This window comes from Nonomuraea sp. NPDC048882 (genome assembly GCF_040649755.1).
Lineage (GTDB): Bacteria > Actinomycetota > Actinomycetes > Streptosporangiales > Streptosporangiaceae > Nonomuraea > Nonomuraea maheshkhaliensis.
Genome location: NZ_JBEZGB010000001.1, coordinates 782,350 through 796,303 on the forward strand (window position 1 = coordinate 782,350; position 13,954 = coordinate 796,303).

General features: G+C 74.0%; 8 protein-coding genes. 6 read left to right on the forward strand and 2 right to left on the reverse strand.

The genetic code is table 11. The features are described 5' to 3' along the window. Positions 1-48 precede the first annotated feature (48 nt). The 4 genes from AB0C27_RS03350 (at position 49) to AB0C27_RS03365 (ending at position 5,861) form a co-directional block, all read left to right on the forward strand. Positions 49-2,319: a glycoside hydrolase family 6 protein gene (locus AB0C27_RS03350; RefSeq protein WP_357837088.1), complete on the forward strand. Its 2,271-nt coding sequence runs from the start codon at positions 49-51 to the stop codon at positions 2,317-2,319. A gap of 234 nt (positions 2,320-2,553) precedes the next feature. Further along, positions 2,554-3,864, forward strand: a complete 1,311-nt coding sequence (locus AB0C27_RS03355; RefSeq protein WP_357837091.1) for an MFS transporter — start codon at positions 2,554-2,556, stop codon at positions 3,862-3,864. 9 nt (positions 3,865-3,873) lie between these two features. Then, positions 3,874-4,539, forward strand: a complete 666-nt coding sequence (locus tag AB0C27_RS03360) for a response regulator transcription factor (protein WP_357837094.1) — start codon at positions 3,874-3,876, stop codon at positions 4,537-4,539. Beyond that, positions 4,536-5,861 (forward strand): HAMP domain-containing sensor histidine kinase, encoded by a 1,326-nt coding sequence (locus AB0C27_RS03365; protein ID WP_357837096.1) that lies wholly within the window; start codon positions 4,536-4,538, stop codon positions 5,859-5,861. Before AB0C27_RS03360 ends, AB0C27_RS03365 begins: the two co-directional genes overlap by 4 nt. A 39-nt stretch (positions 5,862-5,900) precedes the next feature. Here AB0C27_RS03365 and AB0C27_RS03370 read toward each other — a convergent pair whose 3' ends face one another. Further along, a complete protein-coding gene (locus tag AB0C27_RS03370; RefSeq protein ID WP_357837098.1) occupies positions 5,901-6,818 on the reverse strand; it encodes a TAXI family TRAP transporter solute-binding subunit in 918 nt (305 codons plus the stop codon). Positions 6,819-6,844: 26 nt separating this feature from the next. On the opposite strand from AB0C27_RS03370, the gene AB0C27_RS03375 reads away from it, so the two are divergent. Beyond that, positions 6,845-7,615, forward strand: a complete 771-nt coding sequence (locus AB0C27_RS03375) for a Mut7-C RNAse domain-containing protein (RefSeq protein ID WP_357837101.1) — start codon at positions 6,845-6,847, stop codon at positions 7,613-7,615. Here the strand turns inward: AB0C27_RS03375 and AB0C27_RS03380 are convergent. Next, entirely contained in the window at positions 7,576-11,277 is a 3,702-nt protein-coding gene (locus AB0C27_RS03380) for a protein kinase (RefSeq protein WP_357837104.1), read from the reverse strand. The two genes, AB0C27_RS03375 and AB0C27_RS03380, sit on opposite strands and share 40 nt — an antisense overlap. Positions 11,278-11,323: 46 nt before the next feature. On the opposite strand from AB0C27_RS03380, the gene AB0C27_RS03385 reads away from it, so the two are divergent. Beyond that, positions 11,324-13,900 (forward strand): BTAD domain-containing putative transcriptional regulator, encoded by a 2,577-nt coding sequence (locus AB0C27_RS03385; protein ID WP_357837107.1) that lies wholly within the window; start codon positions 11,324-11,326, stop codon positions 13,898-13,900. The last annotated feature ends 54 nt before the right edge of the window (positions 13,901-13,954 follow it).

The following is a 13,954-nucleotide window of genomic DNA, read 5'->3' on the forward strand; positions in this document are numbered from 1 at the left end:
GCGGACGGCATGGATCATCCGTCGCCTCCTTGGCTAACCTGACGGTCTATGACCGTGCGGGCACTGAGGGACGAGGATCCGCGGCAGGCAGGGCCGTACGCGCTGCTCGGGCGGCTGGGCGAAGGCGGCATGGGCGTCGTCTACCTGGGGCGGGGGCCTGACGGCACCCGGGTGGCGGTCAAGCTGATCCACGCCAGGATGGACGCGCACTCCGACTTCAGGCGGCGGTTCGCCCGCGAGGTGGAGGCGGCCAAGCGGGTGGCCCGCTTCTGCACCGCGCCCGTGCTGGACGCCGACGTGGAGGGTGAGACGGCCTACCTCGTCACCGAATACGTCGAAGGTCCCAGTCTCGCGGACGCCGTGCGCGACTCGGGCCCGCTGACCGGCTCGGCCCTCGACGGGCTGGCCGCCGCGATGGCGATGGCCCTGCACGCCATCCACGGGGCCGGGGTCGTGCACCGCGATCTCAAGCCGTCGAACGTGCTGCTGTCGCAGGTCGGCCCCAAGGTCATCGACTTCGGGATCGCACGGCTGGCGGACGCCGAGGTGAGCAGCGCGATCGTGGGGACGCCGTCGTACATGTCGCCCGAGCAGGTGGCGGGCTCCGACATCGGCCCGGCCTCCGACATCTTCTCCTGGGGCTGCACGGTCGCCTTCGCCGCGGGCGGCGTGCCGCCGTTCGGGTCGGGCTCGATCCCGACGATCCTGCTACGCATCGTCAACGAGCCGCCCGAGCTGCGCGGCCTGTCGGGGCCGCTGCGTGAGCTGGTGCTGGCGTCCCTGACCAAGAACCCCGGCCGGCGCCCGACGGCCCAGGAGCTCATGGACCGGCTGAGCGCCGCCAACATCACCGCCCCCGGCCCGGAACCCACCCCCTCCGGCCTGGCAACCCCGGCACCACCATCGCCCGTCGCCGGCAACCCGGCACCGGCACCCGGCGGCACCGGGACCACCCCACCTCACGGCGCGGGCGCCACTCCGCCTCCAGGCACCGGTGCCTTGCCGCCTTCCGGCACCGCCCCTTCACCGTCCGATACGACCCCACCGCCTCCCGGTGCACCGCTGCCGCCCCCTGCCACCGAGCCGCCCGCCTCCTCGCCGGTGCGGCGCAAACTTCTGGTCGCGGGCACCGCCGTGGTGCTGGCCGTCACCGGTGTCTCGGCGGCCGTCGTGCTGCGCGACCGGGGCTCGTCGGCCGCCAGGACCACCCCCGCCGCCGGCGACACCCCCGCTGTTCAGACCGAGCCGGCCGTCCAGGCCACGACGGCCGCAACGGGCACCCCGCAGTCCCCGGCCACCCGTCAGAACCCCCTCAGAGCCGCCGGCAACGTGACGTTCTACGCCCCCGACGAGCCCAACGCCTCCCGTCAGGCCGAACTCTGGGAGAAGGACCGCCCGCAGGACGCCGCCCTGATGCGGAAACTCGCCGCGGTCCCCTACGCCATCCGGCTCGGCGAGCCGGAGGTCCGCGCGAAGGTGGACGACACGATCACGAACGCGCGGCAGGAGGGCGGCGTCCCCGTCTTCCTGATCAACCGCATGCCCGGCAGCGACTGCCGCCGCCCGGCGACCACCGCCGAGATGCGGACGTACCAGGACTGGATCAGCGGCATCGCGCGCCAGATCGGCCCGGCCCCGGCGGTGGTCGTCCTGGAGCCCTCCAGCCTGGTCAAGCTCCCCGGCGCCGCGAACTGCCCGGTCCCCGACGACGGCGGCCGGCGCTACCGCGACCTGCGCCAGGCGGTACGCAGCCTGAAGGCCGGCCCGCGCACGGCCGTCTACCTCGACGGCGGCCAGGCGCTCTACCCGGGCACCGAGACCATGGCCGGGCGGCTCATCGGCGCGGGCGTGGACGAGGCGGACGGCTTCATCGTCAACACCTCCGCCTACACGGCCACGGACAAGAGCGTCGCGTACGGTGAGGAGCTGTCGGCCTGCATCGCCGTCCGCCTGAAGACGAAGGGCGCAGACTGCCCGAAGGACGCCGACGTCGACCCCGCGTCCATGCCGCACTTCGCCGTGGACACCTCGAGGAACGGCCGCGGCTCCTGGCGCACGGACAAGCCCTACAAGGACCCGCAGACGTGGTGCAACCCGCCGGGCAGAGGCGTCGGCGAGCGGCCGACGACGGAGACGGGCGAGGAACTGGTGGACGCCTACCTGTGGGTGGCCAGGCCGGGCACCTCCGACGGCCGGTGCCGGCGCGGCACGAACGGGGAGAAGGACCCGGAACGCGGTGTCGCGTCCCCGGAAGCGGGCCAGTGGTGGGACGCCCTGGCGCTGGAACGGGCGAAGAACGCCAGCCCCCCGTTGCGCTGAGGTAGCGGGAGGATGCCGGCCCAGCGTCGGTCTGAGGTAGCGGGAAGACGCCGGCCGAGCGTCGCGCTGAAGCAGCGAAACCGCCGGCCCCGCGTAGCGCTGAGGTAATGCACGCGTAAGAACGCCATGTTAAGCGCACGTTAGATCTGACGCCCGCTCCCTTGTCCGAACATCCTTCTGACGTAAGGCTCTGGCCAGCAGCTACTCCCCCCAGAAGCCCCCCGGAGGTATTTCGTGAGCAAGGCCCGCGTGCCGTGGAAAGCCGTGCTCGGCGGCTCGATCGGCAACATGGTCGAATGGTATGACTGGTTCGTCTACAGCAGTTTCGCCATCTATTTCGCCGCTTCCTTCTTCCCCGACGGCAACGACACGGCGAAGCTGCTCAACACCGCCGCGATCTTCGCCGTCGGCTTCTTCATGCGCCCGCTCGGCGGCTGGCTGCTCGGCCGCTACGCCGACAGGAAGGGCCGCAAGGCGGCGCTCACGCTCACCGTCACGCTGATGTCGGCCAGCGCCCTGCTGATCGCCATCGCCCCGACGTACGAGGCGGTCGGCTACTTCGGCGCGCTCGTGCTGGTGGTGGCGCGCCTGCTGCAGGGCCTGTCGGTCGGCGGCGAGTACGCGGCCAGCGCCACGTACCTCACCGAGGCCACCCCGCGCGGCCGGCGCGGCTTCGCCTCCAGCTTCCAGTACGTCTCCATGACCGCCGGTCAGCTCGTCGGCCTCGGCCTGCAGATCATCCTGCAGAACTCGATGTCGAAGGAGGCGCTGAGCTCCTACGGCTGGCGCATCCCGTTCGTGGTCGGCGCGCTGGCCGCCGCGGTCGTGTTCTACCTGCGCCGCAGCCTGCTGGAGACGGAGGCGTACGACGAGGAGGAGCGCGAGACCTCGCAGGGCCGCGGCACGATCGCGCAGCTGCTCGCGCACAAGAAGGAGGCGCTGCTGGTCATCGCGCTGACGATGGGCGGCACGGTCGCGTACTACACCTACACCACCTACCTCACCAAGTACCTGTCGAACACGGCGGGCCTGGCCAAGGAGACGGCCACGCTGGTGAGCTTCTGCGCGCTGTTCATCTTCATGTGCCTGCAGCCGCTGGCGGGCGGGCTGTCGGACCGGATCGGGCGCAGGCCGCTGCTGATCACGTTCGGCATCGGGTCGATGGTGGGGACGGTGCCGCTGATGACCGCGCTCGGCGGCGTGCAGGGCTTCGGCGGCGGCCTGGTGCTGTCGCTGATCGGGCTGATCATCGTCACCGGCTACACCTCGATCAACGCCGTGGTGAAGGCCGAACTCTTCCCGACGCACGTGCGCGCGCTCGGCGTGGCGCTCCCGTACGCCATCGCGAACGCCCTGTTCGGCGGCACCGCTGAGTACGTGGCGCTGTGGTTCAAGGACAGCGGCATCGAGTCCGGTTTCTTCTGGTACGTCTCCGGCTGCGCCGCCGTCTCCCTCGTCGTCTACCTCTCCATGCGCGAGACCAGGGACGCCGCGCTCTCCCGCGCCGAGCAGGCCACGGCGGAGTCGGTGCCGACGCGCGTCTAACCTGACGGCATGCGAGTTCTCCTGGTCGAGGACGACGATCGGCTCGCGTCCGCGCTCACCACGGCCCTCGACCGGCACGGCCACCAGGTCACCAGGGCGGGCCTGGCCGTCGACGCCCTCCGCCTGGCGGGGGGCGCCGACTTCGTCCTGCTCGACCTGGGACTGCCGGACATGGACGGGCTCGACGTGCTGCGCCGCCTGCGCCGGGTGTCGGCGGTGCCGCTGATCGTGGTCACGGCCCGTACCGAGGAGCGTGAGGTGCTGCGCGGCCTGCGGTCGGGGGCGGACGACTATCTGGTCAAGCCGTTCCGTACGGTCGAGCTGATGGCGCGCATGGAGGCGGTGGTCCGGCGGGGCACGCGCCCGCGCCCGCCGCGCGATGACGTGGTGAGCGTCGGCGACGTCCGCATCGACCTGGAGTACCGGCAGGTCACGGTGGCCGGGCGGCCGGTGACGCTGACGCGGCGCGAGTTCGACCTGCTGGCGATGCTGGCCCGCGAGCCCGGCGTGGTGCGCGGCAGGGAGGAGATCCTCGACGAGGTCTGGGGCGACCCGCTGCTGTCGGCCTCGCGCTCGCTCGACGTGCACGTGGCCAACCTGCGCTCCAAGACCGGCCGGCCCGGCCTGGTGGAGACGTTGCGCGGGACCGGCTACCGGCTGGGCTCGACGGCGTGAACTCGCGGCTGGTGGTCACGTTCACGACGCTGATCGTGTTCCTGGTGGCGGCGCTGGCGGTGCCGCTGGGCCTGGCCTACGCCTCCCACAGGACGAACCGCCTGCTGCTCGACCGCCGCGCCGACGCCACCCGCTTCGCGGAGCTGGCCGACCAGGCCGCGCGGGACGACGACCGCACGGGGCTGCTGTCCGAGATCACCCGCTACGCCGACCTGTACGGCGCCGCCGTCCGCGTACGTGACCGCGACGGCTCCATCCTGCTGACCGCCGGCAGTTTCACCGCCGACGACGGCGACGCCCTGCGCCTGGCGTTGTCCGGCCGCACGACCGAGGACCTGCCCACGATCAGCCCGTTCGGCCCCGACACGGTGCTGCTGGCCGAGCCCGCGGGCCGGGACGCGCAGTTGTCCGGGGTGGTGTTGCTGCAGGCCCCCGCCGGCCGGGCCCGCCTGGAGGTGAGCCTGGTGTGGGCCGCGCTGGCGCTGGGCGCGCTGCTGATGCTGGGCGTCTCGACGGTGGCGGCCAGGCGGCTGGCGCGCTGGATCCTGCGGCCGGTCACCGAGCTGGATCGCACCACGCGGGCCATCGCGCAGGGCCGGATGGACGCGCGGGCGCATCCCGGCGCGGGCCCGTCCGAGCTGCGGCGGCTGGAGGAGCGCTTCAACGCGATGGCGGACGCGGTCGCGGGCGCGATGGAGCGGCAGCGGGCGTTCGTCGCCGACGCCTCGCACGAACTGCGGACGCCGCTCACGGTGCTGAGCCTGCGGCTGGAGAATCTGGAGCCGCATCTGCGCGCCGAGGGGACGGCCGAGTTCGAGGAGGCGATGGCCGAGCTGGACCGGCTGGCGCTGCTGGTCGAGGATCTGCTGGTGCTGGCCAGGGTGGAGGCGGGCGCGGGGGTCGAGGGCAAGGAGGTCGCGCTGGAGCCGCGGCTGGGGGTGTGGCGGGAGGTGTACGCGGCGAAGGACGTACGGCTGACGACCGACATTCCCGAAATGTCGGTCGTGCCGGAGGCGGCGGCCAGGATCGCCGACATCGCCCTCGACAACGCGCAGAAGTTCGTCCCCGCGGGCGGCACCGTGACCGTCACCCTGCGCGAGGGCGTGCTGCGGGTGGCCGACGACGGGCCGGGGCTGAGCGAGGAGGAACGCGCGGAAGCGCAGGCGCGCTTCTGGCGCTCAGGAGCGCACGCGAACGTGCCCGGCAGCGGCCTGGGCCTGGCCATCGCCGCCGAATTGGCCAGAGCCTGCGGGGCCACGCTCGAACTGCGTCCGGCAGACCCGCACGGGCTCGTGGTCGAACTCCGCCTGCCCGAGCCGTAACCGCCTCCCCGCCCGGGTCCCGCCGCTCAACCGCGAACCTCACCCGTAGACGGCGCGGTAGTAGCGCGCGGCGCCGGCGTGCAGCGGCACGACCCCGGTGCCGATGGCGTAGCGCCGGTCCAGTCGTCCCCCGGGGGCCGACGGGGCCTGGAGCCGGTCGCGGGCGGTGAAGAGGGTCTCGGTGATCGTGTACGCCAGGTCGTCCGGCAGCGAGGTCCGGCACATCAGGTAACTGGGCGTGCCCACGGTCGGCACGGCCCTGGGTCCGCCGTACGCGCGGGCGGGCACGGTGGCGTCCTCGTACACGGGGCCGAACTCGCGTCGCAGCACCGGCACCAGCGACTCCAGCGGCAGCAGCCGGATGTCGTCGAGCTCGGCCAGCGCGGGCGTGGGCACCCCGCCCGACCAGAAGAACGCCTCGACCCGGCCCGCGCGCAGCGCGCCGATGGAGGCGTCCAGCCCCAGCCTGGTGATCCTGGGCGGACGCCGGAGCCGGGCGGCGGCCAGCACGCGGGTGGCGGTCACCGCCGTCCCCGAGCCCTCCACCCCGATGGCCACGGCCCGCCCCGCCAGCCCGCCGATCGCGCTGATCTCTGAGTCCGTGCCGACGACCAGGTGCACGTAGTTCATGTACATCCTGGCCAGCGCGGAGACGGGCTGGTGGCGTACGCGTACGGCGTCGTCGGCACTGTCGGCCAGCGCGAACCCGACGTCGGCGCGCCCGTCGGTCATCATCGTGAGGTTCTGCACGCTGGCGGCGGTCGGCAGCACCCGCACGCCCAGCCCGCCGCGCCGCAGCTCCTCGGCGAGCCGGTCGCCGAGCGCCCCGTACGGCCCGCCAGCGAGCCCCGTCGCCAGCCGCAGTTCGGGCTGCCCGTCGTCGCCGCCCGAACACCCGGCGGCGGCCAGGGCGGCGATCCCCGCCAGCCCGGCGAACGAGCGGCGGGATATCGGCATGAATTCACGGTACTCGGTGTCACAGAATGGACATTGTGACGACCGCACGCCTGCGCATCTCCTCGGAGCTGAGGATGTTCCTGCCCGCGAACCGCCGCCACGAGTGGCAGGAGGTGACCCCCGACGGCACCTCGACGCTGGGCCACCACGTGGAGTCGATCGGGGTCCCGCTGACCGAGGTGGGTCCCATGGTGGTGAACGGCAGGGGTGTGCCGCCCTCCTACCAGCCGGCCGGCGGCGACGTGGTGGAGGTGCATCCGATCCCCCGGCCCCAGCAGCTGCCCGAGGAGCCCCGGTTCCTGCTGGACGTGCACCTGGGCACGCTGGCGCGGCGGCTGCGGCTGCTGGGCGTCGACACCGCCTACCACAACGACATGGACGATCCGGCGCTGGTGGTGCAGGCCAACGAGGAGCGTCGGGTGCTGCTCACGCAGGACCGCGGCCTGCTGCGCCGCCGCGCGCTGTGGCTGGGAGCGTACGTGCGCGGCTCCGCCCCCGCCGACCAGCTCCGCGACCTGCTCGACCGCTTCTCCCCGCCGCTGCGCCCGTGGACGCGCTGCACCGCGTGCAACGGCGTGCTGGCGCCGGTGCCGAAGGAGGAGGTCGAGCCGCGGCTGGAGGCGGGCACGCGGCGCAGCTACGACGCCTACGGCCGCTGCGCCGACTGCGGCCAGGTCTACTGGCACGGCGCGCACAGCGACCACCTTGAGGAGATCGTCCGCACGGCCAGAGCCTGGGCGAGCGGCGCCGGCTCCGGTCAGGAGCAGAGGGCGAACGGGTCGACGCCGGGCAGATAGTCCCTCCACTCGGCGGCGGTGAGCGCGCGACCGGCCCGCTCGCACACCGTCACGGCCAGGCGCGCGCCGTCGAGCTCGTGCGTACGGAACGTGCCGTCCACGCCGAGGCTGTGCAGCTTCGTCCCGTCGGCCGAGAAGCCGAGCCACGAGTTGTCGATCTGCGGCGCCGCCAGCCCGTCGTACACGACCCCGATCTGCCGCCCGCTCGCCACGTCCCACAAGCGCAGCCGCGGCCCGCCTTCGTACGAGGCGATCCAGCGGCCGTCCGGCGACCACGTCAGCAGGGTGGCTTCGCCCATCCCGGCCGTCACGGGGAAGGCGCCGAGCCGGGTGCGCAGGTCACGGTCCCAGATGGTGATCCGGTCCGGTCCTGAGAAGGCGATCCTGCGCCCGTCGGGGCTGTAGGCGAACGTGCCCCCGAGCCGTGCGGCGTCGGCGGACACGGGTACGAGGGTGTCGCGTCCTGGGTCGTAGAGCCGCGGTCGCGGGTCCGCGACGAACAGCCGGGCACCGTCAGGGGCGAACTCCATGGGCCCGTCGCCCGGCACGAGGTTTCCCGCGGACGACCTGCGCTTGAGGTCCCGCAGGTCCATCACGAAGAACGCGCCACCGTCCGGCTGCACGGCCAGCGTCCGGCCGTCGGGCCCGAAGGCCAGCTCGGAGACACTGACGGGCTGCTCGGAGGCGCTGCCGGCCGGTTCTGAGTCACTGTCGGCCGGTTCGGGGATGCTGTCGGCCGGCTCGGGAGCGTTGTCGTCCTCCTCGGAGGCGCCGCCGGGCGGTTCAGAGGCACTGCCGGGCTGCTCGGAGGTGCTGTCGACCTCATCGGTGACGCTGTATTCCGGTCCTGAGGCACTGTCGGTGAGCCCGAACTGCCGCATGATCCGCCCGGAGGTGACGTCGAGCACGCGCACCACGTCGCCGTCGCCGAAGGCCAGCCGGGTGCCGTCCCGGCTGAAGGCCATCGCCTTCCCCTCGCCCTCCCAGGCGATCGGGCCGGCCTTCCGCGCGCCGGTCGCCGGGTCGAGCAGTTCCAGGGTGCGTAGCTGGTGGGCGGTGAGCGCCGAGGGCTCTCGCTTGACGGCCAGCATCCGGCCGCCGGGCGCCACTTCGAGGGTGACGACGTCGTGGTCGAGCGGCGGGTCGAGCCTCATCGGCCGGTCGAACATCATGGAGACGTCCAGGGTGACGACGCCGCCCTGCCCGTTCAGCACGCGTACGGCCTTGCCTGCCAGGTCGTAGCGGACCTGGACGGGATCGGTCGGCAGCGGGACGGTCAGCATGGTCGTCCAGCCGTCCCACCGCGCCACGGTGAGCTCCCCCGGTGCCCACATGCCGACGTACCCGCCGCCGAAGACGAAATCCGCGGCCTGCAGCGCATCGCCCTCGATGGGCTGCTTCGCCCTACGCGTGACCAGGTCGTACAAGTGCACGATGGGTTTGTCGTGGCGGGGCACGTCCTCGATGAGCGCCAGCGCCCGGCTGTCCTCGCTGAAGGCGGCGGCGATCGTGGTGCCGCTGCCCGGCAGGGAGGGCAGGCTCAGCCGCCGGCCTCGTCGCAGGTCCCACACCTCGGCCGTCCGCTCGCCCGCCGCGACGACCCCGTAGCGGCCGTCGGGGCTGATCCCGGTGAGCGCCGCCCCGCCCGGAGCGGTGAGCTTGGCCCGCCCGGCCACGTCCCACCATTCCACGCCGCCCGACGCGCGCGGCACGGAGAGCAGCCGGCCGGACCGGTCGAACTCCAGCCCGCCGAACCCACCCGCATCCTTCGCGAACGGCTCGCCGAGCGGCCGGCCGGTGACGGTGTCCCACACCCGCACGCCGTCGTCGTCCAGAGCGGCCAGTCGTCGGCCGTCGCGGCTCACGGCCAGCCGGGTCACGCCCGGGTCGAGCCCGGTGACCTCGCGCAGCCGCCGTCCGCTCGCGACGTCCCAGAGCCGGGCGGTGTCGCCCGCCACGGAGGCCAGGACGCGGCCGTCCGGGTCGAGCGCCTGCACGCTCGACGAGTCCACGGACGGGGCCACGAAGACGTCGCTCACGTGCTGGGACGCCGAGTCGAGCAGCGCTCCCCACGCCTCCGTCGTCTCCGGCGACAGCCGCCAAGCCGCCACCGACAGCAGTAGTGCCAGCTCCGGCTCCACCTCGCGCAGCCCGGACGCGCGCAGCGCCAGCTCCTTGGCCCTGGCGTCGTCCCGCTGGCGTACGGACTCCCTGCGCAGGTACTCGGCCGCCCCCAGCCCGCCCAGCGCGACGACCAGCAGCACGGCCAGCGCCGCCGCGATCAGACCGCGCCTCCTGCCGCGTCTGCGCACCTGGGCCGCGGCGGCGTCGAGGTACTCGCGCTCCCGCCTGGCCAGTGTGAGGTCCCTGCGCTCGGCGGCGGCCCAGCGCAGGGTGCGGTCCAGCGGGGTGCCCTGCATCAGGTCGGCGGGCCGCCTGCCGTGACCGTCCCACTCGGCGGCGGCGTCGGCCAGCCGGCGGTGCACGGGCAGCCCGTCGCTGTTGGCCCCCACCCAGTCCCGCAACCGAGGCCAGGCGCGCACCAGCCCGGGCGCGGGCAACTCGAACGTCTCCTCGCGCCGCGTCACGAGGCCCGCGGCGGTGAACAGGTCGAGCATGGCGTCCAGGCCCTCGATCTCCGGCAGCTCGTCACGCCGCACCGGCCGCAGCGCGTCGCCGTCGAGCATGCGCAGGAACACCTCGGGCACGCAGGCCCGCTCCGCCTCGCTCAGCTCGCGGTAGAGCTCCTCGGCCACCGCGCCCAGGCCGGGACCCGCCTCACCGGTGAGTTCAGCGGCCACCCCGCTGCCGCGAACCAGCGGATCGTCTTCCGCACCGGAGCCGTCCCCTGCAGCACCATCACCGTCCCCTGGCAGCTCCGGCAGCCCCAGCAGGCCGAGGAGCACGTCCCTGGCTGCAGGACGGGCGGCGGGGTCGTGCGCCGTGGCGGCGGCCACCAGCGGCGCGATCCCGTCCGGCAGCCCCGAGACGTCGGCGGAGAACTCCAGCACCCGCCCCACCACCGCCATCGGCTCACCCGCCGGAATCGCGTCGCGCCCCCGCGCCGCGAACAGCAGCACCATCCCCCACGCCCACACGTCCGCCGCCCCGGTGGCGGCGCGGCCGGTGAGCACCTCGGGCGCCATGTAGCCGGGCGTGCCCATGGCCGGTCCCGTCGTGGTGGGCCCGCTCTCGCGCGCCACACCGAAGTCGATCACGCGCGGCCCGTCGGGGCCGAGGATGATGTTGTCCGGTTTGAGGTCGCGGTGCACGATGCCGGCCTGGTGGATGGCGGTCAGCGCGGTGGCCACGCCGATCGCGAGCCGGCGCAGCGCGCCGGCCCCGTACGGCCCGGATTCGGCCACCGCCTGACGCAGGCTGGGCCCGGGGACGTACTCGCTGACGATGTACAGCGGCGCCGTCTCGACCTGGGCCTCGATCACGGCGGCGGTGCAGAAGGAGGCCACCCGCCGGGCCGCGGCCGCCTCCTTGGCCAGCCGGGCGCGCGCCTCGGGGCCGTCGAGGGTGGGCACTTTGACGGCGACGCGCTCGCCGCTCTCGCCGTACGCCTCGTACACGACACCCTGGCCGCCCGCGCCGAGCCGGCCGGCCAGCCAGTAGCGGCCCAGCCGTCGTGGGTCTGCGGGAGTGAGGGCAGCCATCAAGTGTGCCATTCTGATCGAGATCTCCTCCCCGAAGGAAGGCCGCGTGGAATTTCGCATCATGGGGCCGCTTGAGGTACGCGACGGCGAGGGGCACGACCGCACCCCGACCGTGCCCAAGCACCGCGACCTGCTCGCGATGTTCCTGCTGAACGCGGGCCGCCCGCTGACGGTCGAGCGGCTGCGCAGGCTGCTGTGGCCGCGTGAGGGCGGCGACCGCTCCGACTCCCTGGTCCGCGGCTACGTCGGCGAGCTGCGCAGGCTCGTCGGCAAGGACGTGATCAGCACCGTGTCCGGCTCGTACGTGCTGGCGCTGGGCGACGAGCAGCTCGACGTCGACCGCTTCCGGCTGCTGGTCGACAAGGGCGCCTACGAGGAGGCGCTGAGCCTGTGGCGGGGCGACCTGCTGGAGGACGTCGATCCCGAGGGCGAGCGCTGGGCCGAGACACGACAGCTGCGCGAGGAGCTGGAGGAGCTGCGGCTGCTGGCCCTGGAGCGCAGGCTGCAGGCCGACCTCCACGCGGGCCGGCACCGCGAGCTGCTGGTGGAGTTGCGCCGGCTGACCAAGCAGCACCCGACGTGGCAGCGCTTCCGCGGCCAGTACATGCTGGCCCTCTACCGCAGTGGCCGCCGGGTGGACGCGCTGGCCGCGTACGCGGTGCTGCGCGACCAGCTCGACGGCGGGCACGCCATCGAGCCCGACTCCGAGCTGCAGCTCCTCTACCACCGCATGCTGCACGACGACGTCTCGCTGCACGTCTCGGCGGGGCCGCCGGTGCTGCTGCCGCCGGACGTGCCCGACTTCACCGGCCGCGCCGGCCTGCTCGACCGGGTGCTCGGCGACCAGGTGGTGGTGCACGGCCAGGCGGGCGCGGGCAAGTCGGCGCTGGCCGTGCGCGCGGCCTGGCGCGGGCGCGAGGCGTACCCCGACGGCATCCTGTACGCCGACCTGCGCGAGACGACGTCCCCCGCGGCCGTCCTTGAGGACTTCCTGCGCTGGCTGGGCTGCCCGGCCCAGGCCATCCCCGCGACGCTGGAGCAGCGCGAGCGCCTCTTCCGCGCCTACTGCGCCAACCGGCGGCTGCTGGTGCTACTCGACAACGCCGCCGACGAGGCTCAGGTACGCCCGCTGCTGACCTCCTGCCCGACGGTCGTGACCAGCCGTTCCCCGCTCGGCGGCCTGGCCGGGGCGACCCGGCTGTCGGTGGGCGTGCTCGGCCCTGAAGAGTCGCTCGACCTGCTGACGGCCGGGTCCGGGCGGCCCGCCGACGCGGCGATGGGCCGGCTGGCCAGGTTCTGCGGCGGGCTGCCGATCGCGCTGCGCATCGCCGCCTCCAGGCTGGCGGCCCGGCCGGAGTGGACGGTCGACTACCTGGTGGGCCTGCTGGAGGACGAGCACGGGCGGCTCGACCGGCTGCACGCGGGCGACCGGACGGTGCGCAGCGTGTTCACCGTCGGCTACGACGGACTGCCCGAGCCGGCCAGGCTGACGCTGCGCGGCCTCGGCGCGCTGTCCGCGCCGGACTTCGCCGACTGGCTGACCGAGCGGCTCGGCGGCGGGGCCGAGGCGCTGGTGGACGCGGGCCTGCTGGAGACGGCGGGCGTGGACGCGGCGGGGCAGGTCCGCTACCGGATGCACGCCCTGACCAGGCTGTTCGCCCGCGAGCAGCCGGTGCAGGGCGTGCTGGACCGGGTGTCGGCGGTGGTGCTGGCCAGGGTGCGGGCCTCCCGGTTCTCGCTGGTGTCGGGCGATCCGGCGACGGCGGTGGCGACCCGTGACATCAGGGAGTCGGTCGAGTGGCTGGACGCCGAGCGCTCGTTCCTGGTGAGCCTGGTCGCCGACCTGCACGACGCGGGCTTCGACGACCCCTGCTGGCGCCTGGCGCATCTGCTGGCGCCCTACCTGGAGCGGCACCGCTTCCTCGACGACTGGCGTGAGGTGTCGCGGCGGGCGCTGGAGTCGGCCCGCCGCTCCGGGGACGACCAGGGCGAGGCGCTCGTCCTGCTCGACCTGGGCGACCTGCATCTCGCCGAGCGCGAATGGGACCTGGCGCACGAGAAGCTGCGGCTCGCGCTGGGCATGTTCCTGCGCCAGGGCCGCACCCGCAAGGTGAACCACGCCCGGCGCCGGCTCGGCCGGGTGCACCTGGAGCGGGGCCGGCTGGACGAGGCCGAGCGGGCGCTGGTGTCGTGCCTGGAGGCGGCGGGCAACCAGCGTGACGCGGCCGACGCCGAGAGCGTGCTCGGCGCGGTGCTGCGCCGGGCCGGCCGCCTCGACGAAGCCGCCGCCCACCTGACCCGCGCCGTCGATCACCTCACCGAGCTGGGCGACCGGCACCGCCAGGCCGACACTCTGCTCGACCTGGCCGCGGTACGCCTGGCGCAGGGCGCCAAGCCCGAGGCCAGGGCCGCCGCCGAGCGGGCCCGCGGCATCGCCGTCCGCCTCGGCGACCGCCTGCTCGACGCCCACGCCCTGCTGGGCCTGGCCCGGGTGAACCGGGCGGAAGGCGCGGCGGAACGGGCGCGGGAGCTGGCCGGCACGGCGCTGGAGGTCTTCGAGCGGGCAGGCGACCGCCAGGCCGCCGGCAACGCCCGCGCCCTGCTCGCGCAGGTGGCCCGCTAGACGCCGGGCGCTCAGTCGCCGCCCGGCCCTGCTCGCCCGGCCCTGCTCGCCCGG

What these genes read in the sequence shown, in the direction of transcription:
- AB0C27_RS03350 (WP_357837088.1), top strand. Translation starts at nt 49, where the DNA reads ATGACCGTGCGGGCACTGAGGGACGAGGATCCGCGGCAGGCAGGGCCG.
- AB0C27_RS03360 (WP_357837094.1), top strand. Translation starts at nt 3,874, where the DNA reads ATGCGAGTTCTCCTGGTCGAGGACGACGATCGGCTCGCGTCCGCGCTC.
- AB0C27_RS03370 (WP_357837098.1), bottom strand. Translation starts at nt 6,818, where the DNA reads ATGCCGATATCCCGCCGCTCGTTCGCCGGGCTGGCGGGGATCGCCGCC.
- AB0C27_RS03375 (WP_357837101.1), top strand. Translation starts at nt 6,845, where the DNA reads ATGGACATTGTGACGACCGCACGCCTGCGCATCTCCTCGGAGCTGAGG.
- AB0C27_RS03380 (WP_357837104.1), bottom strand. Translation starts at nt 11,277, where the DNA reads ATGGCTGCCCTCACTCCCGCAGACCCACGACGGCTGGGCCGCTACTGG.